This window comes from Flagellimonas amoyensis (assembly GCF_003058265.1).
Taxonomy (GTDB): domain Bacteria; phylum Bacteroidota; class Bacteroidia; order Flavobacteriales; family Flavobacteriaceae; genus Flagellimonas; species Flagellimonas amoyensis.
Genome location: NZ_QBUK01000005.1, coordinates 87,572 through 111,742, shown reverse-complemented (window position 1 = coordinate 111,742; position 24,171 = coordinate 87,572). Strand labels below are relative to the sequence as shown.

The window sequence follows — 24,171 nt, the reverse complement described above, 5'->3', positions numbered from 1 at the left end:
ATGCCGTTGTACAGATTAAAAAAAAGATATGGAATGGTTAAAATAATCCATTGAATGTTAGGTAAATATTATTTACAAATATTCACTTTTTAAACTGCTTCAAAAACAGTACTTTTCAATGTTCGTGGAGCGTATTACAGGGTTTACGGAGTTTTTTTAGTATTTATGACCTTTGAAAAATAGCCATCGGCATTAACCCCATTATATGGAAGACTATCTTATTGGTATAGGCAAGCGGATCAAGGAAATCCGTAAGGACAATAAAAGGACCATCAGTGAAGTTGCGATCGATGCCGGAGTGACCGCTGGGCTCATTTCCCGCATCGAAAATGGAAGGACCATCCCCTCCCTGCCCGTGTTCCTGAAGATCGTTGGCGCACTGGGTACGGAATTGACCGCTTTTTTTGATGGTATGCCCAAGGTAAATGGGCAAAATTTTCTGGTTTCCCGAAAGGACGACCACACCCTTATTGAAAAGGAGGATGAGGCGATAGGGTTCAGCTACAGTTACATTTTTGGCAAGCAATTGAACTCGGTAGGGTTTGAAAGTGTATTGCTGGAGGTAAAACCCAATTCCAAACGTGAGAAGGTGGTCACGGATGCGTTTGAGTTCAAATATGTGCTGAGCGGGGAATGCTATTACGAGGTAGGGGACCAAGAGGTGCTGCTCCAAGAAGGGGATTCCATTTTCTTTGATGGCAGAATCCCCCATGTTCCCATAAATCGGGGCAAGGTCGCCTCGAAGATGTTAGTGGTCTACTTCTTTATTTGATCAAGGGAACAAAACCTTGGCCAGTTCGCTCAAGGAATCGAGTATCATGGTCGGATCTGCGGTCTCCAATTGTCCTCGGGTCTGCGCTCCCGTGAGCACTCCCACGGTGATGCCGCAATTGGCGTTCTTGCCCTCTTCAATATCGATCACGGAATCTCCGGCTTTGAGCACCTGTCCTGAATCTGTTATGCGGAACATTTCCATGGCCTTGTCTATCATTTCCGAAGAAGGCCTTCCCTGCTCCACATCATCGGCCGTGATGAGGCCATCAATCTGAAGCCCAACGACCCATCCCAATTTATCCAAAAGGGACTGTGCTGTTTTCCTATCGTAGCCCGTGTTGAGCACGACCTTCACCCCATGGGCCTTTAAAACCCCGAACAGGTCCTCCACTCCGTCGTAGGAGGTCACTTCAAGATGTTCATAGGCCTCTTTCAGCAGCACTTTGAAATCTTCAAACACGGCCTTGGCATCCACTCCATTGGTTTGCTTCTCTTCCAGGATATCGGATATGGCCTTGAACTTTTCCTTTCCGGCGCCAAATTCCAAAACGGTGTCCAACGTGACCTCCACTCCTGATCGGGCCAATGCCTTCCTGACGGTTTTGTACACTACATTATCCTCGTTCACCGTGGTGCCGGCCATATCAAAAACCGCAAGTTTTATTTCCTTCATAGGTTGATTCTCTCTTTATTAAAAATAGTTGCAATATTCTTTTTTGAAAAACCCGCACTTCCCGTCATGCCCTTACCGCCAATTCCGGTGACAATGTGGATATGTTCGTCAATGGTCGTTTGAAAAATATCTTTTGTTTTGCACTGCGAATACATCCCATACCATCTTCTGTGTATCTCGTAAGTGGGGAGTTCCATTATTTTTTTGGCCTCTTCCAACATAAAATGGTCTATGTCCATATCCAGATCATACCCAAGGTCTTCCATGTTGTCCACATCGGCATATTGATGCGAATCGCCCAAGATCACCGAACCGTCCACCGCCTGCTTGAAAAGGATGTGCACGCCCCATTTTTTTTGAAGGCTGTCCGCCGGCTCATGCTGTTTGACCTGGGCAAATGATGGGCATTCATGGAACGCCTCGTACCTTCTGATGGACCAACCGGTCAAGATGGACCCTTTCAAGGAATAGTTTTTCTGCGGTTTGGTCTGCATCATCTGCAATTTGGACACTTCCAGATCGCTCTGGGTAAACACCTCTGGATATAGATTTTTGAAATCACTGCCATTACAAATGATTACCTTTTTGGCCAACACGGCTTCATTTCCGGTGCTCCTCACCGTTGTCCAATCCCCATTTCTTTCACAGGACACCGCAGTGAAATGTGTCTTTAAGCTCAACCCCTTTTGGGTGGTCAAATACTCTTGGAGTCTATGGATCATGGTCCTTGGTTCCACTGTGACCTCATCGGGAAAAAAGAGTCCGGCCTTCACATATTCCTTTCGCAGTCCTGGATACCGTTCCAGACATTCACCTTTGGTGAGCATTCGGGAAGCATAGTCATTGTTGTTGTTGATGGCCCTGAGTTCTACCAAAAGCTGTTCCTCTTCTTCATTGGAGGCCAGATAGACGGTTCCGTTTTGGCGAATGCCAATGTCAAACTGGGATTGGATGTTCGTATAGATGCGGAGGCTCTCCCTACCCAATTTTTGCCATTTGGAGTTCATCCCGGATGGCACCACCTGCCCAAAATTTTGGGTGGTCGCCCCTTGCGGATAGGCATCTTTTTCCAGTAAACAGACCTTAAGGCCCAGTTCCAGTGCGTGATAAGCATGAAAAGTGCCCAAAATGCCCCCGCCCACTATCGCAACGTCATATCTATTGTCCATAATCCAATTGTTTGTTGGTCTGTTCAGATTTTCGTCTTGCCCCAAAATGAAGGAACAGTACAATGGTGATCCCTATACCGATAACTGCCACGGCATAAGTGCCATACACAAAGAAATTGAGCCAGGACAGTTTGGCCTGTCCAAAGTTTTTGTACAACAATACCAGCACACTGCCCATATACCCGAAGGCATCGGCAATATAGATCAGAAAACCTGAGTTTCCCTTGATTTTAAAAGTGGCGATGAATCGGTCAAAAAAGAGGCAGTTGAAGGGCACATAACAGATGTAGAGCCCAAAACCCGTACAGACCATCCATAGAAAGGAATCCAAGACCCCCGTTTGGAACATCACCGTGGAGATGCCAAGCACCAATGCCCCCAACAAGAGCAACAAGTGATAGGTCAACAAGGCCCGATAATTGTCCTTGATGTAAAAAATGGACCCTATGATCACGAGCACCACTATGGCGATGATGATCTCCGATGTGGAAAATACCGAAATGTCCCCTTGGTACCCGATGCTGTCCCAAAGCTCGCGGGCAAAGTTGTCCCTAAAGTCCCTGAAAGCGGTAAGAAAGGTATAAAACACGACCACCAACAGCAGGGGAAAGAAGAATTGCTTGACCAAAAGTTTCCTATCCGCTCCCGTCATGGGCACACGTTCTGTTCGTGATTCGATGTCCTCTGCCGTAGGCGGTGGTACTTTTTGCAACAGGTAAGCGCACAAAAGCAGGGGCAAAAAGAACAGGGCACCGGTGACGGAGGGCATCCAAAACTCGCTCACGCCCCAAAAATCCATCACAGAAAGCCCTACTGACTTCACCACGCCACTGGACACGATAAAACTGGCACATAGCACAACGCCCAAGACATCGGTAAACTTTCTTCCTTCGATATAGGAGAACACAATGCCCCAGATCATCCCCAAGGGCAGGCCGTTCAGGAACATGAAAACGAGATTATAGGGTGCAGGGACAAAGGCGAACAATACCAGTGACAGTTCGGCCAACAGGATCAATGTAATGAAAAAAAACAGTCTTTTGTTGGATTTGAGTTCCGATATGATCTTTATCCCCACAAATTTGGAGAGGGCATAACCTAAAACCTGGGCAATCACCAACAAAATTTTGTAGTTGATTCCCATAAAGGCCATCCCCTCAAAAGTGGCGACCGAAAACGGCTTCCTGAAAGCGTACATGCAGAAATAAGCCCCAAAAGCCGCGAGCGACGCATGTAGCACAAAGACCAAGCTGGAGTGTTTTTTGGGCATGTTTTCGTTGAAAAAAGTTTACAAATACTAAATTTATTTTTCAAATAACTCAAATTAGTATAAACCCATCTTCTCTTTAAGATTAAAAAAAGGTTAGCAAAAACAATTTGTCCCTCCCACTTCCATTTTTATAAAAAATGGCCTATAACTTTAAAGAGTAGATCCAATTCTGTTATGGAAACATTCCGCAAGTGATTGCTGACGGTCAACCGTATTTTGGAAAATTCCGATTATATTAGCAGGGCAAGAGACCGTCATGCCCCTTTTGAATTTTGAATCGGTTTACACCTAAAAAAGAGGGTAACGGTTATCGGAAAAATACCAATGACCAATTTATTTAACAGAACAAACTAATCCATTTGGTCCTTTACCTTGGGCCGAACAATCAAAATGTAACACATGTCACTCATATCATTTTTGGGTTTTACGCTCCTGGTAGCATTTATTTCTTGGTGGTCCGTCCGCAAAACGGACGAAACATCTTCTGACGGTTACTTCTTGGGAGGAAGGAGCCTCACCGCTGGCGTCATTGCCGGCTCATTGCTATTGACCAACCTTTCGACCGAACAAATTGTGGGCCTCAACGGTAGTGCCTACAAGGATGGACTTTCGGTAATGGCATGGGAAACCTTGGCCGCCTTGGCCATTGTGGTAACGGCCATGTTCCTGTTGCCCCGCTATTTGAAAGGTGGCCTGACCACTGTTCCGCAATTCTTGGCCAAAAGGTTCGACACCACTACCAAAACCATTACCTCGGGACTGTTCTTGACGGGTTATGTTGTGGTGCTTCTGCCGGTGATTTTGTATTCAGGCTCCGTTGCCATCAGTGGAATGTTCGATGTCCCCCAATTGCTTGGTGTTTCGGATTCCACGGCATTGCTCCTCTGCATTTGGGGCATCGGTATCGTGGGTTCCATTTATGCGGTTTTTGGAGGACTGAAGGCCGTGGCCGTTTCTGATAGTATCAATGCGATTGGACTTATTATAGGAGGATTGCTCATTCCCGTATTTGGATTGATGGCCATTGGTGATGGCAGTGTTTTGAACGGTTTGGATATGTTGATGGCAGCAAACCCGGAACGTTTCGATTCTACGGGAAATCCGGGGCAGGAAGTCCCCTTCTCGACCATTTTTACGGGCATGATGCTGGTCCAATTGTTTTATTGGGGAACCAACCAGCAGATCATTCAAAGGGGATTGGGCGCCAAAAACTTGGCTGAAGGACAAAAAGGTCTGCTATTGGCCGCCTTTTTGAAGATTTTGGGACCCATTATCTTGGTCTTGCCCGGAATGATCGCTTACTATTATTTTGAAGGCGGATTGTCCAGCAGCGACCTAGCCTACCCCGAACTGGTAAGGGCCGTATTGCCAAAACCCTTGATGGGCTTTTTTGCCGCCGTGCTCTTTGGGGCCATCCTGAGCTCCTTCAATAGTGTACTCAACAGTTCGGTGACGCTATTTGGCATCGACATCTACAAGCAGCACATCAACAAGGAGGCTTCCGAAATGACCATCGTGAAATACGGAAAGATCTTCGGTATCTGTTTGGCACTGGCCGCCATGTTCATTGCGCCGCTGATTGCCAATGCCGGAAGCCTTTTCAATTATTTACAGGAAATCAACGGAATTTATAGCATCCCCATCTTCACCATCATTGTAGTGGGGTATCTCACCAAAAGGGTTCCTGCCATTGCGGCCAAAATCGGCATCCTCTCAGGTTCCATTTTATACATCATCAGCCAGTTCATCGTAGGCCCAAGAATGGTGGCCAATGCACTGGCCGAAGCCAAGGCAAACGGCATTACGGACCCGGAAGCACTGCACATGGTGGAAGCGGGTGCCTATCCGCATTACCTCCACGTGATGGCGATATTGTTCATCACCAACATTGTCATCATGCTGATCATTGGTAAGATATATCCTAGGAAAGAAGCTTTTGAACTGGAATATACCAAGCAAGTATCGATAGAGCCTTGGAAACACGTCAAATTGGCTAGTGCCTTCATCTGTGTGGTCGTGATAGCGATCTACGTGTACTTTGCTAAGTAATCTGTTGAAACAAAAAAGCTGTCTTAAAAGTGTCATTCTGAATGAAATGAAGAATCTTTTTGGAATTCAACTATTTGACAATAACCCAATAAAGATTTTTTAGACTGTCCCTTCGACTTCGCTCAGGGTGACAGCCAAAAATGACAATTTAATCACTTTTAAGACAGCCTTTTTTTATTGCTGTAGGATACTTTTCAGGAAATGTTCCTTGTATGCCCGTCCGAGCGGGATTTTTGAACCATCGCTCATCAAAACTTGGTTGCCGGATATCCGGTCTATCTTTTGGGTGTTGATGATATGGGATTTGTGTACTTGGTAAAACTGACCTGCCCCCAGAATGTCCAACCAATGGCGTAGGGGTTCATTGGAAAGGATCTTTTTGTTCTTTAGGTGGATCTCGGTGTAATCGGAATCCGAGGAAATGGTATAGATGTCCTTCACCAGCACCTTAATGTGCTCGTGACTGGATTTGACATAGATTTCACTGATCTGCACCTTTTCGTTACCCGTTGCAATGCTCTCTTGCTTTGCAATCACTTTGTTCACCGCCTGCAAAAATCGCTGGAAAGAAAAAGGTTTCAACAAATAGTCCACCACATTGAGGTCATACCCTTCCAGTGCATATTCCGAAAAAGCGGTGGTCAATATCACCTGTGGAGGCTCGGGAATACTTTTTAGAAAGTCCAATCCGTTGATCTTGGGCAAATGGATATCCAAAAACATGAGGTGGACAGGTTCGGCATTCAAAAACGCCATGGCCTGAATACCATCGGAAAACACGCCAACAAGATCCAAGGCTGGTACTTCATCAATGAACTTCTTAAGGATCCGCTGTGCTGGCGGTTGGTCCTCAACAATGATACATCTCATATGGCTATATTTTTTCCAGTTCCAGTTTTAAGTACACTTGGTAACTGTTATCCTTCTCTTTGATTTCCAACTGATGCTTATTGGGATACAACAGCTCCAAACGTTTCTGTACATTTTTCAAGCCAATTCCTTTGGCCACGGTATCCAGACTGGGCACCGTTTCGAAATTGTTGTTGCAGTGAAACTCCAGTACAGCACCTTCCATTTGTACCGAAATATCTATCACGATATTGGATGACAGTCCGGATTGACTATGCTTGAACGCATTTTCAATGAACACGATCAATATCAAAGGGGCTATTCGATATTCCTCTTGCATATCACCCACTTCGAAACGGACAATGCCCCTATCCTCTATCTGCAATCGGTACAAACGGATAAAGTTGCCCAACTGCTCCAGTTCCTTTTTTAAAGGTACGAACTGTTCCTTGGATTCGTACAGCATATATCGCAAAACACCGCTCATCTCCAAGATGATCTCTGGGGTCTTTGGGGAATTCTGCAATGCGTAGGAATATAGGTTGTTCAAATTGTTGAACAAAAAATGGGGATTGATCTGTGACCTCAAAAACTGAAGTTCGCTCTCCTGGATGGTACTTTGCAACTCATCTATTTGGTCTTGCTTCTGCAAGGCATCCCATCCAAATTTACAGCCAGAAAGGATAAACATGACCGGCAGCACCCCCAACAGGGATATATAGATCCCCGGAAATGAGTTTCCCCGTTTTGTGTTTGGGAACATGATGGGTTCCAATATCAGCTCTTCTATGGCGATGACAGCCACAACCACCAAAATGAACCCGAGAAAAAACTGCCAGTATTTTTTTCTGTAGAGAAATCTTGGCATCAGGAAATAGGTGACCGCAATAGTGGCAACACTATAGAACAGCAGAAAAATGGCCTTGTGTACAATAATACCTCCCTGGTTCCTGTCAAAAGAAAAAAACAGCAGGACAAGAACATGGAGCACTATCTGAAAAAGAAGTTCCTTCTTGGAAATCAATACCTTTCAATTAATTCAAAATCAAAACTATGGATTAAACCCATTTAAAAAAAAAGCAGGTTTATGAACAGCACTATTACTCCCCCCAACGACAATTTAGGCCTGTTTTTCACTACGGATCGGTCGGTCATGGGAAGCGCTTTGTTGTTCACGGAAAATAGTACGTCCCTTCCAAATTAATTGTCCAAATTGGTTAGGGTTTTTTCAATGGCCCATGGGACGTATTCCAAATATCATTATTTTTCGGAGCAATTGAACAATAACTATAAACACTTAATTTTACAACTATGAAGAAAAGGATCATTGCATTTGCCCTTATGACAGGCCTGTTCGCCACGGCACAATCTACATGGAAATTGGACAAATCACATTCCAAGGTAGGTTTTGCCATCACCCACTTGATGATTTCGGAAGTAGAGGGACATTTTAGCGATTTTGACATCATGGCAACCGCATCCGATACGTTTGGGGATGCCGAATTCACAGTGGACATCAAGACCACCAGCATCAACACCGATAATGAAAGACGGGACAATCACCTGAGGAGTGCGGACTTTTTTGATGCCGAAAAGTATCCATCCATCACCTTCCAGAGCACCGGCTATGAAAAAACAGGGGACAAGACCTTTAAATTGACAGGGGACCTCACCATGCACGGGGTCACCAAACCAATTACCCTCGAAGGCAAGGTGAACGGGGTGATCACCGATCAGCGCAGCCAAAAACTAAAAGCGGGGCTTAAACTCACCGGCACCATCAACCGATTGGATTTTGGCGTTGGCGGAGAGACTGCTTCCTTGGGCAACGAGGTTGAGCTGACCATCAACTTGGAAATGGCGCAACAATAATAAAACACAATACCATCATGGAGAGAGGTTGGCCCATGGCCACCTTTCTTCATTTATTTTTATACATATGGGAAGAAAATCCGAAAACACTTTTAGGGAGTTCCATCGCTATCTGGGGTTCTTTTTGGCAGGAATCATGGCCGTATATGCCATCAGCGGCATTGTACTGACGTTCCGAAATACGGATTACATGAAAAGCGAAGTGCAGATGATCACCACCCTGGAACCCAATCTTGGCGAAGAGACCTTGGGTACCGCATTGCGGAAACGTGGCTTCAAAGTGGACAGAACAGAGGGCAATCTCATGTACTTTGAGGGAGGTACGTACAATTTTGAGACCGGGGAGGCTTCCTATACCGAAAAACGTTTGCCAAAGATCCTGGACAATATGAACAAGCTGCACAAAATGCATTCGGGCCACCCCTTGTTCTGGCTGGGAATTTTCTTTGGAATCGCTTTATTGTTCTTTGCGGTTTCGGCTTTTTTTATGTTCCGGCCCAGTGCCCCAATCTACAAAAAGGGCCTCTATTTTGCCGTAGCAGGATTTCTTTTGACGGTTGTATTGTTGTTGGTTTAAAGGAAAGCCATTCTTATCTGTGTTTTCCGATTACAGGTTTGTTCCTGTCAAAAAAGTCTTTTAACTTTTTTGGTGGCTCCAATCGATAGCCTACATAAAACACGGCATGCCATAGGTTATTGGAAATGTCATTGGAGTCGGAATCCCGGTAGGATGTACCGTTCAATTCCCCGATGATGCCCATGTAAAAACGGTCTGTGTTATAACCCAACTGAAGTCCGGCACCATATTCCGCCACTAGATAATTGTTCTTTTCCACTTGGCCCGCCAAGGTATATTTGGAAAACTTGGGGCCTATGCCTGCACGTAGCGATGGGGCGATGTTCAGCTTGGGCGCCACCACCCAATTGTAATAATAGCCCATCCCTGCCCTGAGGTCAACAATATTTTCCTTTCCATAGGTATCGTCCTCAAAATTGTTGGTCATTTTGGTGAATTCATACCGTATCATCGGCACAAGGCTTCCCCTGCTCTCCAATTGCCATTCTTGACGGTTCAACAATGCCCTTAGGGAAAAGTCCCTGTTCAGCACAAAACCCGTACTGCCTCCCCAAGTAATGCTTTTTAGGTCGGGAAACTGCAGATAGGGGCCACCCACGTTCCATGTCGGCAAAAAATCTGAAGTGTTCTCCACATAAAAGCCTTTCATCCTTCTAAAAAACACATTCTGCACCAGCCTTCCCGGGAACACATTGACTTGATAACTCTGAAAAGAACTCTCGCCGCGCTGCCCATCATCGTCATTACCGGGCAGGAATCCTGGTGTGAAACCGGCACTGACACCAAAAATCTTATAGTTGAGCCTTAGGGTGAGTTTGACCTCGTTGTTGGTCACCAAATGAAAGTTGCCGACATCGGGACTGTCCACCATGAATTCATCAAAATCGGTACTCAAATCGATGCCGAACGTTAGTTTATCATCATAGGAAATGACTGAAATGGAGTCCTTCACCTGCCCATGGCCCTGGACACCCAAAAGACAGGTTCCCATCGAAATGAAGCAAGGAATCGACATGAAAAAGGATTCAATCTTAGCCATACATATCTTACTGGAGATGTGTAATTTATAAAAAAACTTCTTATCAGCTTTTCCACAGCTATGGTTTAATAAAATCGAAATCATAAAAAACAAAAAAAGCCCACTCCTTTCGGAATGGGCTTTCATTTCTGCTCCCCCTCTTGGGCTCGAACCAAGGACCCTCTGATTAACAGCGTCGCCGAATGGGGTATAAGCAACTGTTAAAAATCTTATATTTTATTGATTATCAGTATTTTAATAAATTCTGTTATCAAATAACATCAAATGAATCCAAGCTTTTGCGTGCAAATTGCGTGCAAATTTTTTTATAACTTATGTTCATGAACACGAGTATAAAGCTAAGTTTGGACACCCGCAGAATGACCCAAAATGGATGTTTTCCAATCATTTTGAGGCTGACCCATTTTAGAAAAACCACTTCAATCAAAACAGGGCATTATGTCCCAGAAGAATACTGGGATCACCACAGGTGCAAAGTAAAAAGAAATTTTCCAGATGTTGATTCGGTTCACTTGATGAATACCCTTTTATTAAAAAAACAACTCAAGGCACAAGAAGTAATCAATAGACTGGCCGACAATGATCAATTGGATAGATTAACAGCCAAAGATATTGCTGATAAAATTGTCAACAGAAAACGGTTGAACTCATTCTATGAGTTCGGTCTTCAAAAAGCAGAAGAGCTTATAAGAGAAAAACGGATTGGCACAGCCAGAAACTATTCGGGGATTATTGGAAGGCTTAAGGTATTTACCAACAATAAGGATTTAAAATTCAATGAACTCAATCTTGAATTCCTAAAACGGTTTGAAAGGCACCATTTATCAAAACCAGGCAATACCATTAATGGAATTGCATCTTATATGAGAACGATAAAGGCCATCTACAACAAAGGAATCAAGGAGGGCATGGTGGATGAAGCATTATACCCTTTTAAATACTACACCATAAAAACAAAGCCCACTGAGAAAAGAGCCATTAAGATTGAAAGCATCAAGAAAATACTTGAAATGGAAACCAAGATAGGTTCCAATCATTTTCACTATCGCAATTATTTTATTCTTTCCTATCTGATGTTGGGCATGTCCTTTATTGATATGGCATTTCTGAAAAGAGATAATATCATCGATGGCCGCGTAAAATTTCAAAGACGTAAAACTGGAAAGCGCTACGACATAATTATAACAGATCAGATTAAACCCATCATTCAATACTATCTGGACAATCCTAACCCTTCTGGTTTTTTATTACCCATAATTTATCGGGACACATTGGAATTGCAGTACAAAGATGCCCAATGGGAGCTTAGACGTTACAATATTGGATTAAAAGAAATTGCAAAAGAGTGTAAGATTGAAGAACGTTTGACCTCCTATGTTTCAAGGCATAGTTTTGCGACTCATGCCATGTTCAAAAAAGTTCCGCTGGAAGCCATTTCCGCAATGATGGGACATAATAAACTCAGTACTACCCAAATCTACTTGAAGTCGTTGCCAAGTAACGTTCTTGACTCCTATCAACTGGAACTGAACTCGTTATAAATCAATCCTATTATTTGCATTTCAAGAACAACATTAGTTAGATACTGATAATCAATTTAGACCAAAGGCTACTTGAGCAGAATTATATCCTAAGCAATATTATCTTTTCACCATCTGGAAGCTTAGTCATCCGTATCTCCTTCTTGTTCTGTTGTTTAAAATGATACTTTTCTATTTTATTACTTTTACTATAGATGCTATCGGTGGATTTCATAATAATCTCGATATGAGAATCGAACCCAAAAAGTGATGCCGTAGGAATCTCAACCTCTTGTTGTCCTAAGGAAGAAACAATTATCTTGTGGAATAAATCGCTTTGTATATTGAGCGTGGGAAATTCTCCAGTTCCATCAGAAATAAATACCATTAATTGCTTCCCCTCTTTGTCTTGCATTAAAAGATTAGCCCCTTTGATTGGCTTCATATCTTCACCAAGAACAACTATTTTAGCGATCAAAGAGCTTTCTGTTTCTTTAAAAATAGGAGGAACTTGAATTTTGGTTTTTTGAAAAGCCATATTTGAAGTATCCGAAGTATCATATGGAACAAAATTTAGCGTCAAAGTATCATTTTTAATGAAAAATCTTCCTTTGGAAAATTCTTTTGACCCTAAGTGTAGATTTGTAATTTGTTCGAATTCTCCATTTGGACTAAATCGATATTCAACGCTTATTTCTTTTGATGCAATGGTCGGATCAACCCTCTTGAAACTTCCAGACAATTTTTGTTGAGCAGCACAACTATTAATTGATAAGAGGCATACTATTTGGAAAAGTATGAGAACCCTAGCACCCTGCATTATTGCCCTTTTGTGGTTTTGTATTTCCATTTGTATCTTTTTTTGTCAATTCAGTTGCAATTGTGTCAAGTATCCTTTGCTGTTCAGAAGCGGAAAGTGATTGAAAAGCAGGGGTATTATGAAGTCCAGCCCATGCCATATCTTCATAAAACTGCCTACTTAGATTATATCCCATTGAATTCCCAAATTCTTCTAATGAATTTGCCATGGGACCAATATAATTGTCCGCAATATAATTATGTCCATAATTAAGATAAGCCGAGGCCCAATTTGGCCCAAGTAATGTTTGTCTTCCGGCTACAGTTGTTGTATTATAGTTTACAGCTATGACATAAGCATGGATGGATTCATGCAATATTGTCCTTGCCCAAGAAAGATCAGTTGCGTTTGGCCATGCTTGGGAATCGAAGGTAGTCGTTACTGTTCCTGTAGCACTATTATAGGCAACACTGGTTTGAGCAGTTGGCCCACCCAAACTCCCATCCTGTACATTCCAATTATAACCTGGGTCCGTCCCGGCGAATTTATTTATCATATAACCAATTCCAGTATTGGAACCTGTGAGATCGGTCATGATACCTTTCATACATGGATATAAATTATTGATAATGTTATAATCCAAATTGCCTGGATTAGTTGGGTTCGTTACTGTAAAGGATCCAACAATTACATTAGGTTCAATAAAGTTGATATACCAATCAAGACCAATAGGCTCATTCGGAACGGCAGGGGCAGTAACTACTACACCATCCAATTCAATACCACAAACACTAGGCGGGCAGTAATTTGCTTGATGACATACATAACAATATTCATTTTCTACTATCCCGCTATTGGTCAATTTATCGTTTTTCGATTTTACAGGTAAGCCATCAATAAGATTAATTTTCTTAACAGTATTATTGTTTAAATTAATCATCTCCATTTTACCTGTATAACCATTTATTAGGTCATGGGTATTTAATGACACCAAAACACCCCTTTCCTTTCCTTTAAGCCCTTCTATTCCAAAATTATAAACTATACCATAAAATATACCTTCCTCAAAGGTGACATTTAAAAACTTAAGTTCTTCTTTCGAAACATTCCCTATTGGAATCGAAGCTATAGCCACTTCTCCATTATTTCTATATCTAAATTGAATTTCCTCCCAATTAGCATCTTCTAGACCTTCAAATACAATATTACTTTCGGTCAACCATTTTTGGATTTGGTCCGATAAGGCTTTTTCTTCGGCATTCAAGGAAATATATTCATCATTTTTTTGGCAAGCCAATACCAATGATAAAACAGAAAACAAAATCATGTAATGGTGAAATAGTTTTTTCATATCGATATGTTTGGTTAACCGACAAAGTCGGTTTTGATTAATTCTAGCTGCGGGGGATACGAAAAAATAGTGTATTTACTTACACAAATACAGGGTTTAATTTACAATTAATATTTTAATTAGACTTAATAAAAATTATTTTTTATTTATCACACAGAATTTATAAACAATTATGTTGAATAATCTTAATGCTTTTTCTGTTGTTCGGAGGTTAATTCAAGATGTGTCATTGTCATGACAAATCTTGCTTTTGCTCCCGAAGGTCGCAAAAGGGAACTGAAATAAAAGCGAACGGAACGAAGTGAAGTGCTGCAAGCCCCAAATCTTGCCAAACTAATTTACTGAGCGAGGCAAAATCAGTTAAGTTTTAAAAAGTTCTTATAAAACCTTTTTGAGAGAGACACTAACGCATGACCATTAGAAGAGATAGACTTTTTAACCTGTTTTTATTGTTGGTCATTTCCAAAAAAGTTGGATAACCTCCTTCCATTGCCTCATTTCCCTGTAGTGATCTGTATGACGAATTTATTCTCATCATGTTTGGCCTTGGTGGGAAATCGGTTGATGCGTTGCATTAGTTCCAAGAAACGGTAAACACGCTCAATAGGGGAAAGTGCCAAGAAATCCCTTTCCTGTTCCATATTGGCCTCATCCTTGGTACGAAATTGAACTTGCATTTGTCTATATATTATCGTTCTATGATATAAAGAAATTACAAATTGAAAACAGCCTATTTGATTAGCTTTTCCAAATAGGCAACCTTGTCCTTTTCCGCTTGCAATAAACGCTCATAAAGCTTCTTATTTTCTTCATAAGCATCTATTAATTTATCCAAAGGATTGAACGTACAACCATAATTAACAGCAGAAGAATTATCTACATGGTAAGTATTACCAATGATATTCAAAATAGCTTCCTCCGAAAAATTTTCAATACCTTCTTTGGTGACCCCCAAAGCCTTGGCAATCTCTTCAAGTTTCACATCATCCACCTTCTCGCTGTTCTCAATGTTGGAAACGGCCTGTTGGCTAATGCCCAGTTCTTCGGCAAGGGTTTCTTGTTTCATTCCACGGAGTTCCCTGATCCTACTGATCTTTCTGCCTATATGGTTATTCTTGGTCTTTGTCTGCATATCTCAAATATAGGGTGTTTCCCACAATAATCCGATTGTAATATACAAAACAGGTTCAATAAAATACAAGTGTCCATAGTGGGGTACTTGGGAATGTAGACTTAATATGGCCTTCGATTCTCAAACCCTTTAAAGTACCAACACATGGATCATTATATAGACATTGCGAAAAACTTTGAAAAGAAGGAGGAACTCTCCAGTCTGGTTGACAACATTCTGAACGTCATCACCATTGATGCCATATTTCTATCAATGGAACAAAAGGAGGGTAACTCCTATTATCATATCCTTACTCTTTTTGTTGATGTCAACAACAATCCCATTCCAAATGAAATACTGGACTTAGTATCAAAGATGGGAAAGGAACACACCGATTTCCGAATCAAAATATATACAGAGGAGCAATCCGAGATTGGAATCTTACGTGGTTCGCTCTATTTCTTGGAGCATTGCTGCCTTGGAGAAATGGTATATGCCCACCCAGAGGGAACAAACCTTTTGGATTACCCCGAATTGGCCCTTGGGAACATCCTTAAAAGAGCTGAACGTTATTTCGATTCAGAGATGAAAAAGGTCAAAGCATTTGCAAATACTGCGGACATATTGATAAAGGAAGGTGACCATACTATTGCCACTTTCAACCTTCACCAAGCCTTTGAACTTGCTTTCCGTTTCCTGGAACAAATGTGCATCGGCCAGAGCAAAGTGACCCATAGCATCATCAGCCATATCAACTTTTGCAAAGAATACTTTCCAAAGTTACGTCCGTTTCCAAAGACATCTGAAATGGACAATAATGAACTGTTGCTCCTTTTGGAGCATTCATATAGTGCAGCTCGTTATGGAAATGAATTCGAGATCAACAAAAGACAGTCCCAAATTATCCAGTCTGAATTCCAATCCTTTGTCAAACAAGTTGAAGACATCTTCAATGGGCATCTGGAACTTTGTAGGGAAAGAATCCATGGAGATGATGAGGGTTATTCTTCCCAAGTTTTCAATAAAGATGAAAACTGTATTGAGGAACTCACAACAGTCCTAGATAAACCAGTTGATGCGATTCTACATGAAATTGTATCGTTAATTAAAAAGAGAATGGCCCCCACCCATATCTATCTTGTGAAAAAAAGAACTTTTCAAACCCATGATGAAAACCATTTTCTTGATGCATTTGATGGTTCAACTGACTGCATCCATTATTGGTTATTTATTGTTTCAGAGAATGGCAACATTGATTCTATTCATAGAATAGTTGATACCATCCAACAAAAATTTCAGAGGATAAGCCTTTGTTTGTGCATGGAAACTCCAGAAGTATTCTCCAAAAAACTCAATAAAGACAACCTCTTTTTTAAGACGATTGTTTCTAAGGCCAAGCTCCTGTTTCAAGGTGAAGGCGTCTTGGATATTATGACCAAGGACGATTCTCCTATAACAAAAACTAAAAAAACAAGACAGACAATCAGTAGCAGGTACAGGAGGGCAAGAAACTATTTATTGGTGGCTGAATCCCCAATAGATGACCCATTGATGGCCGTTCATTTTATTTCCTTGGCGGTTGAACAAACCTGTCTTGGGTTGATCTATGGTATCTTAAAGTATAGGCCCAAAAACTATTCCCTGTCGCATCTGATAAATTTGTGTGCCTATTTTTATCCTAATATCCATAACTATTTCCCCACGAAAACGGAACTTGACCGGGACCTGTTCCAACTATTGAGAAATGCGAGGTCAAAATTACGTTTTCAAATCAGGGATGAAGAAATAGAGGAAATCAAAGCGGATATGCTAATTCATCGTATCAAAGAGTTTTTGACCAATAGTAGAGATTTTATCCATACGACGCAATCAACGGAATAATGTCCATATTACACATAAGCTAAAAAAGTCTATTCAAAAAGCAAACAACAAATTGCCATGAACCCGAACGAAGAAAAGCTTATAAAGGATTTAAGACATCATGCGAATGATTATACCCCGACCCTGGCTCCACATCCGTGGTTCAAGGACAAGTTCCAACCAACCTTCTTTTACCTTGACGGTCATGCCGATCTCTTGTTGACCGTTCGTGCATTGCTATACCTTTCCATGAGAGCAATCAACCCAGAATTGGGTTCGGATGATGTAATGGACAGAAACGAGGAGGAATTCATCCATCAAGCCATGACCATTGCAAACCGATTGATGCCAGTCGGAGAAGAGGCCTTGATGGACCATTTGAACCAATTTTACAGGCAAGAAAAGAAAGCCAAAGAAGAGGAATGAATCAAATCCTTCTTAACCCCAAGAAAGCACCCTATACTTAATTTTCCGTTAGAAATTCCTTGATTTAATTGAGCTGAACACATTTTTTCTTTAAAGAAGGGGTGAATCCAAAAATATTAGAAAGCCAACTTAATCAAAAGAAATCCGCACCTGATTTCAACACTTTCAATAACCACGATATTAACGAGTAATATGTGAATTAAACCGAGAGGTATCTCTTTATTTTATTCTTAACCCTAGAACTATTCAAAATACATTTTAAAAGATCTTCTTTGATTGATTTGGAAAGACTCCCCTTAGTATGATAATCTATTCCTTCTACAGGGTATACTGACTCGAATATATCTTTATCATAATCATCTATTTGATCCAGATAAATAAAAGTGTCAAGAGGAAATGCAAAACCCGAATCATCACAGATAATTTTCCCACTAGGAAAATGAAAGCAACTAATACATTTATCAGGGTATTCTATGCAACCATATTTTTTTATATCATCTGGAACGAAATCCTGAGAACTAGGTAAACTTGCAATAATCAATTTACTCCCATCCAAATATAAGGGTATAAAGTATTTAGGCTTAGAACCTCCATTTTTGAAATAGAAAGTAGGAAAATATAGGAGAGAAAATGGATTAATAGCCATAAATCCGTTTAATATCCCTTTGTTCCAAGTAATTTAAGAAGATTTCCTTTTTATCATCTGACAATAAGTTGGATAAATCAATCTTTATATCCGTAGTTGTCATTGTTTTTTTACTGAAACTTTCTAATAGATTATTCTCCTTTGAAAGTTTATACCAAAGTGTGTGAGGCCTGTGTGTTAACTCAATAAGTTCACTAGCAGTTTTACTTCCAAGTTTTTCAATTAACAAATTCAACAACTCAATATCAGAATTTGAAAACTCATCATCATTAAACTCACCTTTAGCACATATGAAATTACCCTCATAACCCTTTAGTGCAGTGGTCTCAATAAAATCAGACAACATAAAAGGGTCATTTATCTCTGCATAGAGGTCTTCGGCCACCGGGCCAAGATGCCATACTTCCCATTCCAATCCTAGAAAAGGTTTTCCATATTTTTTAATGGAAAACTCTTCTATAAAATATAAGAGCTTTATAGCCTTGGTTTTAGAAATAGGCTCTCCAATATTCTTGCACAAATAAATAAGAGTGTTCCCGAGTTTATCGATTTCGGATTTTGAGTAGGCCATATGGTTACTTGTAGCATTCATCTATATAATATACGCATTATAGACGAAAAAAGTGTGCCAAAGATATAAAAATTAGAATACAATTAACTTAAAATGCAATGATTACATAGACCAAAGCCAAATAATGAGCTATGGAAAATAACGAGGAGGAATTCATCCATCTGGCTGTAACCAGATGCCAGTTGGATATGGATCAATGATGGGCAAGAACCCATATTGCAGTATTACAGGCAGGAAAAGAAATACCAAGAAGAGGATTTAGTAACGAAGAAAGCATTCTTGCCTTAAAAAATCAACTTATTTTGATTTTTCCGTGAAAAATTCCTTGATTTTATTGGGCTGAACACCTTTTTCCGTGAAAAATAAGAGATTAGCCATAAAATTATATGGATAAATAAAGTCTTCATTCTTGAATTAAGCCCTACTTCAAAAAATCATTTTTTAGTAAAAAATCTATTGATTTTATTAAGCTGAAGCCTCTTTTTAGTAAAAAATGCTATAAAAGTCATTAATCTATATTTTCGAAGAACATACTAAAAATGGGCTTTTCCGAAGGAAAATGAATCAATAACAGTGCGCCAGCCTGTTATCCTCTTGCTTTACATTTTTCTTTTGCGAAGCAAAACAAAAACGAAAGCAATCTAATTCTGGAATCTAAATCATTGATTCGTATAGATTATTAAACCTTATACGGAATTCCACATTTAACAATTAAATGAAATTTCTTACATTTAGCATAATCTCCCCCAAATTCAATGTTCGTCCAGTAATTTTTTGGGCATAGCCAACAAAATAGTAAAATATGCTGATAAAAGTTGGGTATATATCCAAGTTGTGGTGCATTTAAGAAATGAAAGAGAAGAACGTAAAAGATACAATCCTTAGATATTTAGTTGACAAGGAAGTTCCTATTGCTCCCAGGAATGAACTATTAGAAAATATCAAGTTCGAACAGAATGAAATTGAGTTTGCTATTCTTGAGATGGAAAGAGATGGCAACTTAGCCGTTTTTCCCCCTGAGTACAAGGGAGACATTTTAAAATATGGCTTGACTCAAAATGGAGAAATCCTAATCCGAAATTCAAGCTACTACAAGGAATTCCGCAAGACTAAACAAAGTACTTTTTTAAAAATCGCAGATAAGGCTATAGCAATTCTAGGTGTTTTGACAGGGATAATTTTTGGAATTCATTCCTGCTCAACAAGTTCTACCAATGACAGCTTGATTAAAATGATTGAAACGAAAGACAGTATAATTGTGAATCAGCGAAAAAGTCTGAACAGAATTGATAATTTCAACACTAAGATAGATAGTCTTAAAAAGGAAATAGATCAACTAAAAAAACGCACAACAACAACACCTAAAGCTAATGCGGGCATTTCATCTTCGACAGACACAGGCTCGGTTGACGATGACGATTCCGGTTCTTAAGGAATTTACGAATAGCCGCACTAGCTTTAGCCAAAACGTTGTATGGAATTTAAACAACGCTTATAAACTCGGAAAATGTTCGAGTAAACCTAGATAAATGATAAAAATTTAAAAAATGAAAATAGGGAAATCGAGAGTAAGAAATATTAATCCATATTTGAGATTAATACCTGCAAATGCAGATTTTTTCATTGGTCTTACTGATTTACAAAATCATCATGAAAGATTAATTGAGATCGGTTTCACAAATGAACTAAATGTGAACGAGCAAGTTCTCCCAACTTCAATTGGCCCTATTTCTGAATATAATAGCGAAGGAAAGTATAACATTAGGAAAGATTTGGAGAAAGAAACTTATTATCAAACACGTGAATGGACTTGGAAAGATTGGAGTGGATATGAACATTCAAAAATTGTTTACATAGCTCGTGAGCGTTACCCAAGAGAATTTGTTCCGCCACCGAGTGAAGAGTTTAAAATCGCAATCAAAGACGGTTCAAAGCTTCTTATTTCTAAACAATTAAACAAAGCCGATAATGCAGATGAAATTAGGCACATTATCAATTTATATTTAGAATTATTTGGCGAATGTGATGTCTTAACAGCAGAAATGGCACCACCATTATCACCAAATGTCATCAGATTAAATTGGAGGATATTACCACCAGGAGAATACCCTTGGGAAGTCGTTCAAAATGAAGTTACTGATATTATTCAGAGACAACCGGAAGGCAATAGACCAGTAGCTAATTACAGAATTGAAACTATATCTGACCATACACCGAATTTTGTTGCAGTAGGACAAGGTGGTTTCAATGATTATTTGGTTTTTGGTTTCCCTAATAAAAACATCTACGTTTTAGAAAGTATTAGAACAGGAAATGCTACTTATGTTTTTGATAGAAATTGGCAAGAACTTTCTCAACTTTCAAAAAAGGAAATATTGGATAACGATTTATACGAGGAAAGAATAATTCACAGAGAAGGTTGGGAAGAAAACATTAATAACTTGTTGAATTAAAAATTGCATACAGCTACAGATGGCGACAAAAAGCAATTTATTTGTTTGGATGTAACCTTTGCAAATGAAACGGCAGAACATTTCAAAACCCATACCGACCAAAAATTGATTGTGCTTGAAAGTACCTTAGACACCACAAAAATGGAATCTGAAACAGGCGATGGGAGATAAGTTTAATGCTTTTTAAATATGGCAAAAGAAGAAAAAGAGGAATGGAAATACATTTTAATCAATGGAAAATCTAAAACTATAGAGGTTAAAGATTCAGAATTTGATAAGGGAAAACTTATAAAACTTTCAGGTATCCGACCTTTTAATAATAAAGATGCAGAAGGTAGGAACCTAGAACCTAGTGTTGAACTCGCAAATAGTGAAAAACGCAAAGTTTACACTGCATTTTTCCAAAAGCCATTTAAGAATTTAGTACTTCTTACTGGAGCGGGTTCTTCAATGGATGTAAAGGGTCTTTCAATGGCTCAATTGTGGGACGAAGCAGTTAAAGAATTTAAAACAGATAAGGTTGATGGTTTAGGCAACATCATTAAGGCTGTAAAATTTCCTAACGAGAAAAAAGAAAAAAAGGATATTGAATCCTTATTGAGCCAAGTTGAAGGCTTCATAAAATTTTCAGAAGATTCAGAGATTGTTTTTAAAGATGAAAAGAAAAAACTATCCGAGTTAAAGGATTTACTTTTCAATCTCATACAAGCAAAATGTACCATTCCAACGCCAAAAAATGATGCATTTCCACATAAAGTTTTACTTGAAAAAGTGTTGCAACGTAAGCAAACCAGCCCACGAGTTAAAGTATTTACTTTAAATTATGACTTACTTTTTGAAGATGCCGCAACAGCTGTAAACGCAATTGTCATTGATGGTTTTTCATATACATTTCCAAGAACATTCAGCGGTAGATATTTTGATTATGATTTTGTACAAAGAGAAGGAAGCAAACTCAAAGAAGAAGATAATTTTGTACAGCGTGTTTTTCATTTACACAAATTACACGGTTCTATCAACTGGGAAAGAATTGAAGAAACTGGCAGTGTAGTAATTAAAGAAAAGCCTAAAAGAGCTTTGATGGTTTATCCTAGAGAAGCCAAATATGAAGATTCATACGAGCAACCATTTTTTGAAATGATGGCCCGGTTTCAAAAAAACCTTAGGTTAAATGGTGATACTTTATTGGTTTGTATAGGTTACAGTTTTAATGATAAGCATATTAATGCAGCAATAGAGGAAGCATTGAATCAAAACCCAGGTTTTAGATTGGCAATAATTGACCCTGGATTTGACAGTGATGTCGCTTCAAAATCACTAAAAACCATAAAGGATGCTGCATTGCAAACCGAAAGAATTTTAATGGTTTCAGAAACATTTACGGACTTTGCCAATTATTTTCCGGAGATAAAAACATATGAAAACCCCCAACAAGTCACAATAAGCCTCAAAAATGAGTAACCAAAAGATAAATCCTTTCAAGCACGAATATTTTCTAGGTTATATCAATCAGGTTTTACCGCAATTTGTGAAAGTTCATTTTCCTTCATCGGTGTTATTGAATGGATTCACTCATTTTGGTAAAGAATTTAACGGCGGCTTGGTGGGTAGTTTTGTCGTGATTGAAGGCGATAAATTTGGTTTTTTAGGTAGAATTACAGAATTATCATTACCAGAATCAGAACGACTTTCTTTGAATGAGAAAGCATTTCAAACCAGTGATTTTCATCCCACAGGAAAAATTGAAATTCTTTTATCTTTTGATCTATACAATCCGTTTGATGTTAAAAAGGGATTAACAGCCTATCCAAACATTGGAGCAAAAGTATTTGTAAGTTCAGGAGAATTGGTGCAAGAATATATGTCAAGGTTTGGAGTAAGAAGTGGCGAAATCGCAAAAACAATTGCAATAGGAGGTTTAGTTTCAAGTCCAAATACCAATGTCAAAATAAATTTGCAATCCATTTTTGGACGCCATTGTGCTATTGTTGGTACTACAGGAGGAGGAAAAAGTTATACGGTAAGTAAATTGGTAGAATCATTAGTAGCAATAGGTAATAAAACAATTTTGATTGATGCGACTGGAGAGTATAGTGGGAAATACGACCAATCTAAAACTATTTCCGTTGGTGATGGGACTCATATGTTTCATTATTCACAACTTACAATTGATGATTTATTTGTATTGCTAAAACCTTCTGTAAAAACGCAAGCTCCAAAATTAATGGAAGCAATTCGGTCATTGAAAATAGTAAGGCTCGCTAATTCGAATGAATTAAATTATAAAGGTGAAACTATTGAAATAACGGAGGGAATTCTAAAAAAAGAAAACTCCAAAAAATCTCCTTACAACAAGTTTTATTTTGATAATGTTACTTCTATAGAGAACAACAAAGCGGATTTTGATTTTACAAAATTAAACCTTCAAATAGCACAAGAATGTGCATACGACAAAGGGACACATTGGGAAAACATTTATAATACTGATTTTGCGTATTGCGTGAGTTTAGTCTCTCGTATAAACAACCTTATAAACACTTCTGAGTTTGATGAAATCTTTGGTTTTACAAAGACAAAGGACGAATATGACTTAACTGATGTACTCAATCAATTTATATCCATCGAAAATACTGATGACAAATTATTGCGCCTAAACTTAGAAAACGTAAAATATGATTTTCAAGTTAGAGAAACATTAGTAAATGCAATTGGGAAATTTCTTTTAGCCAAAGCAAGAGGTGGTTCATTCAAAGATATCCCAGTTGTGGTTTTTATTGATGAAGCGCATCAGTTTCTAAATAAGTCTATTAAAGACGAGTATTTTGATAGTAAACCGTTAGATGCTTTCGATTCCATAGCCAAAGAATGTAGAAAACATGGGCTGTTCCTCTGTATAGCAACCCAAATGCCAAGAGATATTCCACAAGGCACACTAAGTCAAATGGGAACATTTATAGCACACCGACTAATTAATCATTTTGACAAAGAAGCAGTAAGTAATGCTTGTAGTACCGCCAATAAAAACACATTGGATTTTTTACCAATTCTTGGAGAAGGAGAGGCCATTTTAACAGGCGTAGATTTTCCTATGCCAATCATAATGAAGTTTGACGAACCTAATATCAAACCAGACTCAAGCACACCAAAATTAAACTAAAAAAG

Annotated in this window: 23 protein-coding genes; 11 read left to right on the top strand and 12 right to left on the bottom strand. The window is 39.3% G+C overall.

Going from position 1 to position 24,171, the window contains the following annotated elements; genetic code table 11:
* Positions 1-205 precede the first annotated feature (205 nt).
* The gene (locus DB398_RS08435; protein ID WP_108423959.1) at positions 206-772 is read left to right on the top strand and encodes a helix-turn-helix domain-containing protein; all 567 of its coding nucleotides are present in this window, start codon (positions 206-208) and stop codon (positions 770-772) included.
* Here DB398_RS08435 and DB398_RS08430 read toward each other — a convergent pair whose 3' ends face one another.
* From DB398_RS08430 to DB398_RS08420, 3 genes are read right to left on the bottom strand one after another with little or no spacing between them, the layout of a single operon-like run.
* Complete coding sequence (locus DB398_RS08430; RefSeq protein ID WP_108423958.1) at positions 773-1,447, bottom strand: phosphonatase-like hydrolase; 675 nt, start codon at positions 1,445-1,447, stop codon at positions 773-775.
* Positions 1,444-2,616, bottom strand: coding sequence for a TIGR03364 family FAD-dependent oxidoreductase (locus DB398_RS08425; protein ID WP_108423957.1), 1,173 nt, complete (start codon positions 2,614-2,616; stop codon positions 1,444-1,446). Before DB398_RS08425 ends, DB398_RS08430 begins: the two co-directional genes overlap by 4 nt.
* The gene (locus DB398_RS08420; protein ID WP_108423956.1) at positions 2,606-3,886 is read right to left on the bottom strand and encodes a DUF5690 family protein; all 1,281 of its coding nucleotides are present in this window, start codon (positions 3,884-3,886) and stop codon (positions 2,606-2,608) included. Before DB398_RS08420 ends, DB398_RS08425 begins: the two co-directional genes overlap by 11 nt.
* A 399-nt stretch (positions 3,887-4,285) precedes the next feature.
* On the opposite strand from DB398_RS08420, the gene DB398_RS08415 reads away from it, so the two are divergent.
* Positions 4,286-5,935 (top strand): solute:sodium symporter family transporter, encoded by a 1,650-nt coding sequence (locus DB398_RS08415; RefSeq protein WP_108423955.1) that lies wholly within the window; start codon positions 4,286-4,288, stop codon positions 5,933-5,935.
* Positions 5,936-6,109: 174 nt separating this feature from the next.
* On the opposite strand, the gene DB398_RS08410 is transcribed toward DB398_RS08415, so the two are convergent.
* A complete protein-coding gene (locus DB398_RS08410) occupies positions 6,110-6,805 on the bottom strand; it encodes a LytR/AlgR family response regulator transcription factor (protein WP_108423954.1) in 696 nt (231 codons plus the stop codon).
* Between the two features lie 4 nt (positions 6,806-6,809).
* Complete coding sequence (locus DB398_RS08405) at positions 6,810-7,808, bottom strand: sensor histidine kinase (RefSeq protein WP_108423953.1); 999 nt, start codon at positions 7,806-7,808, stop codon at positions 6,810-6,812.
* Positions 7,809-8,095: 287 nt separating this feature from the next.
* On the opposite strand from DB398_RS08405, the gene DB398_RS08400 reads away from it, so the two are divergent.
* Positions 8,096-8,656, top strand: a complete 561-nt coding sequence (locus DB398_RS08400; protein ID WP_108423952.1) for a YceI family protein — start codon at positions 8,096-8,098, stop codon at positions 8,654-8,656.
* A 28-nt stretch (positions 8,657-8,684) separates the two neighbouring features.
* Positions 8,685-9,233, top strand: coding sequence for a PepSY domain-containing protein (locus tag DB398_RS08395; protein WP_262497738.1), 549 nt, complete (start codon positions 8,685-8,687; stop codon positions 9,231-9,233).
* A gap of 13 nt (positions 9,234-9,246) precedes the next feature.
* On the opposite strand, the gene DB398_RS08390 is transcribed toward DB398_RS08395, so the two are convergent.
* Positions 9,247-10,248 carry a DUF4421 family protein gene (locus tag DB398_RS08390; RefSeq protein WP_159076358.1) on the bottom strand — a complete coding sequence of 334 codons (1,002 nt, stop codon included), beginning with the start codon at positions 10,246-10,248 and terminating at the stop codon, positions 9,247-9,249.
* 344 nt (positions 10,249-10,592) lie between these two features.
* Here DB398_RS08390 and DB398_RS08385 point away from each other — a divergent pair, with 344 nt between their 5' ends.
* Complete coding sequence (locus DB398_RS08385) at positions 10,593-11,813, top strand: site-specific integrase (protein ID WP_108424127.1); 1,221 nt, start codon at positions 10,593-10,595, stop codon at positions 11,811-11,813.
* 82 nt (positions 11,814-11,895) lie between these two features.
* Here the strand turns inward: DB398_RS08385 and DB398_RS08380 are convergent, their stop codons facing one another.
* From DB398_RS08380 to DB398_RS08365, 4 genes are all read right to left on the bottom strand, one after another.
* On the bottom strand, positions 11,896-12,642 hold the full coding sequence (locus DB398_RS08380) for a hypothetical protein (RefSeq protein ID WP_108423949.1): 747 nt from the start codon (positions 12,640-12,642) through the stop codon (positions 11,896-11,898).
* Positions 12,599-13,942 carry a hypothetical protein gene (locus DB398_RS08375; RefSeq protein ID WP_108423948.1) on the bottom strand — a complete coding sequence of 448 codons (1,344 nt, stop codon included), beginning with the start codon at positions 13,940-13,942 and terminating at the stop codon, positions 12,599-12,601. The genes DB398_RS08380 and DB398_RS08375 overlap by 44 nt, the downstream gene beginning before the upstream one ends.
* 494 nt (positions 13,943-14,436) lie before the next feature.
* Entirely contained in the window at positions 14,437-14,619 is a 183-nt protein-coding gene (locus tag DB398_RS08370; RefSeq protein ID WP_108423947.1) for a hypothetical protein, read from the bottom strand.
* A gap of 53 nt (positions 14,620-14,672) precedes the next feature.
* The gene (locus tag DB398_RS08365) at positions 14,673-15,074 is read right to left on the bottom strand and encodes a helix-turn-helix domain-containing protein (protein WP_108423946.1); all 402 of its coding nucleotides are present in this window, start codon (positions 15,072-15,074) and stop codon (positions 14,673-14,675) included.
* A 252-nt stretch (positions 15,075-15,326) separates the two neighbouring features.
* Between DB398_RS08365 and DB398_RS08360 the strand changes: the two genes are divergently transcribed.
* Together DB398_RS08360 and DB398_RS08355 are read left to right on the top strand one after the other, a co-directional pair.
* Positions 15,327-16,934, top strand: a complete 1,608-nt coding sequence (locus DB398_RS08360) for a HEPN domain-containing protein (RefSeq protein ID WP_234416149.1) — start codon at positions 15,327-15,329, stop codon at positions 16,932-16,934.
* 57 nt (positions 16,935-16,991) lie between these two features.
* Positions 16,992-17,339 (top strand): hypothetical protein, encoded by a 348-nt coding sequence (locus tag DB398_RS08355; RefSeq protein ID WP_108423944.1) that lies wholly within the window; start codon positions 16,992-16,994, stop codon positions 17,337-17,339.
* A gap of 199 nt (positions 17,340-17,538) precedes the next feature.
* Here DB398_RS08355 and DB398_RS08350 read toward each other — a convergent pair whose 3' ends face one another.
* Both DB398_RS08350 and DB398_RS08345 read right to left on the bottom strand, forming a co-directional pair.
* Positions 17,539-17,985: a hypothetical protein gene (locus tag DB398_RS08350; RefSeq protein ID WP_108423943.1), complete on the bottom strand. Its 447-nt coding sequence runs from the start codon at positions 17,983-17,985 to the stop codon at positions 17,539-17,541.
* Complete coding sequence (locus tag DB398_RS08345; RefSeq protein WP_159076356.1) at positions 17,975-18,556, bottom strand: Panacea domain-containing protein; 582 nt, start codon at positions 18,554-18,556, stop codon at positions 17,975-17,977. Before DB398_RS08345 ends, DB398_RS08350 begins: the two co-directional genes overlap by 11 nt.
* A gap of 850 nt (positions 18,557-19,406) precedes the next feature.
* On the opposite strand from DB398_RS08345, the gene DB398_RS08340 reads away from it, so the two are divergent.
* From DB398_RS08340 to DB398_RS08325, 4 genes are all read left to right on the top strand, one after another.
* Entirely contained in the window at positions 19,407-19,988 is a 582-nt protein-coding gene (locus DB398_RS08340; protein ID WP_108423941.1) for a hypothetical protein, read from the top strand.
* 115 nt (positions 19,989-20,103) lie between these two features.
* Positions 20,104-21,009 (top strand): hypothetical protein, encoded by a 906-nt coding sequence (locus DB398_RS08335; RefSeq protein ID WP_108423940.1) that lies wholly within the window; start codon positions 20,104-20,106, stop codon positions 21,007-21,009.
* A 189-nt stretch (positions 21,010-21,198) separates the two neighbouring features.
* Positions 21,199-22,470, top strand: coding sequence for an SIR2 family protein (locus DB398_RS08330; RefSeq protein WP_108423939.1), 1,272 nt, complete (start codon positions 21,199-21,201; stop codon positions 22,468-22,470).
* Positions 22,463-24,166, top strand: a complete 1,704-nt coding sequence (locus DB398_RS08325) for an ATP-binding protein (protein ID WP_108423938.1) — start codon at positions 22,463-22,465, stop codon at positions 24,164-24,166. Before DB398_RS08330 ends, DB398_RS08325 begins: the two co-directional genes overlap by 8 nt.
* Positions 24,167-24,171: the final 5 nt, after the last annotated feature.

Coding starts and splice junctions, on each gene's coding strand:
- DB398_RS08435 (WP_108423959.1), top strand. CDS start 206: ATGGAAGACTATCTTATTGGTATAGGCAAGCGGATCAAGGAAATCCGT.
- DB398_RS08430 (WP_108423958.1), bottom strand. CDS start 1,447: ATGAAGGAAATAAAACTTGCGGTTTTTGATATGGCCGGCACCACGGTG.
- DB398_RS08425 (WP_108423957.1), bottom strand. CDS start 2,616: ATGGACAATAGATATGACGTTGCGATAGTGGGCGGGGGCATTTTGGGC.
- DB398_RS08420 (WP_108423956.1), bottom strand. CDS start 3,886: ATGCCCAAAAAACACTCCAGCTTGGTCTTTGTGCTACATGCGTCGCTC.
- DB398_RS08415 (WP_108423955.1), top strand. CDS start 4,286: ATGTCACTCATATCATTTTTGGGTTTTACGCTCCTGGTAGCATTTATT.
- DB398_RS08410 (WP_108423954.1), bottom strand. CDS start 6,805: ATGAGATGTATCATTGTTGAGGACCAACCGCCAGCACAGCGGATCCTT.
- DB398_RS08400 (WP_108423952.1), top strand. CDS start 8,096: ATGAAGAAAAGGATCATTGCATTTGCCCTTATGACAGGCCTGTTCGCC.
- DB398_RS08390 (WP_159076358.1), bottom strand. CDS start 10,248: ATGTCGATTCCTTGCTTCATTTCGATGGGAACCTGTCTTTTGGGTGTC.
- DB398_RS08385 (WP_108424127.1), top strand. CDS start 10,593: ATGAACACGAGTATAAAGCTAAGTTTGGACACCCGCAGAATGACCCAA.
- DB398_RS08380 (WP_108423949.1), bottom strand. CDS start 12,642: ATGGAAATACAAAACCACAAAAGGGCAATAATGCAGGGTGCTAGGGTT.
- DB398_RS08375 (WP_108423948.1), bottom strand. CDS start 13,942: ATGAAAAAACTATTTCACCATTACATGATTTTGTTTTCTGTTTTATCA.
- DB398_RS08370 (WP_108423947.1), bottom strand. CDS start 14,619: ATGCAAGTTCAATTTCGTACCAAGGATGAGGCCAATATGGAACAGGAA.
- DB398_RS08365 (WP_108423946.1), bottom strand. CDS start 15,074: ATGCAGACAAAGACCAAGAATAACCATATAGGCAGAAAGATCAGTAGG.
- DB398_RS08360 (WP_234416149.1), top strand. CDS start 15,327: ATGGAACAAAAGGAGGGTAACTCCTATTATCATATCCTTACTCTTTTT.
- DB398_RS08355 (WP_108423944.1), top strand. CDS start 16,992: ATGAACCCGAACGAAGAAAAGCTTATAAAGGATTTAAGACATCATGCG.
- DB398_RS08350 (WP_108423943.1), bottom strand. CDS start 17,985: ATGGCTATTAATCCATTTTCTCTCCTATATTTTCCTACTTTCTATTTC.
- DB398_RS08345 (WP_159076356.1), bottom strand. CDS start 18,556: ATGGCCTACTCAAAATCCGAAATCGATAAACTCGGGAACACTCTTATT.
- DB398_RS08340 (WP_108423941.1), top strand. CDS start 19,407: ATGAAAGAGAAGAACGTAAAAGATACAATCCTTAGATATTTAGTTGAC.
- DB398_RS08335 (WP_108423940.1), top strand. CDS start 20,104: ATGAAAATAGGGAAATCGAGAGTAAGAAATATTAATCCATATTTGAGA.
- DB398_RS08330 (WP_108423939.1), top strand. CDS start 21,199: ATGGCAAAAGAAGAAAAAGAGGAATGGAAATACATTTTAATCAATGGA.
- DB398_RS08325 (WP_108423938.1), top strand. CDS start 22,463: ATGAGTAACCAAAAGATAAATCCTTTCAAGCACGAATATTTTCTAGGT.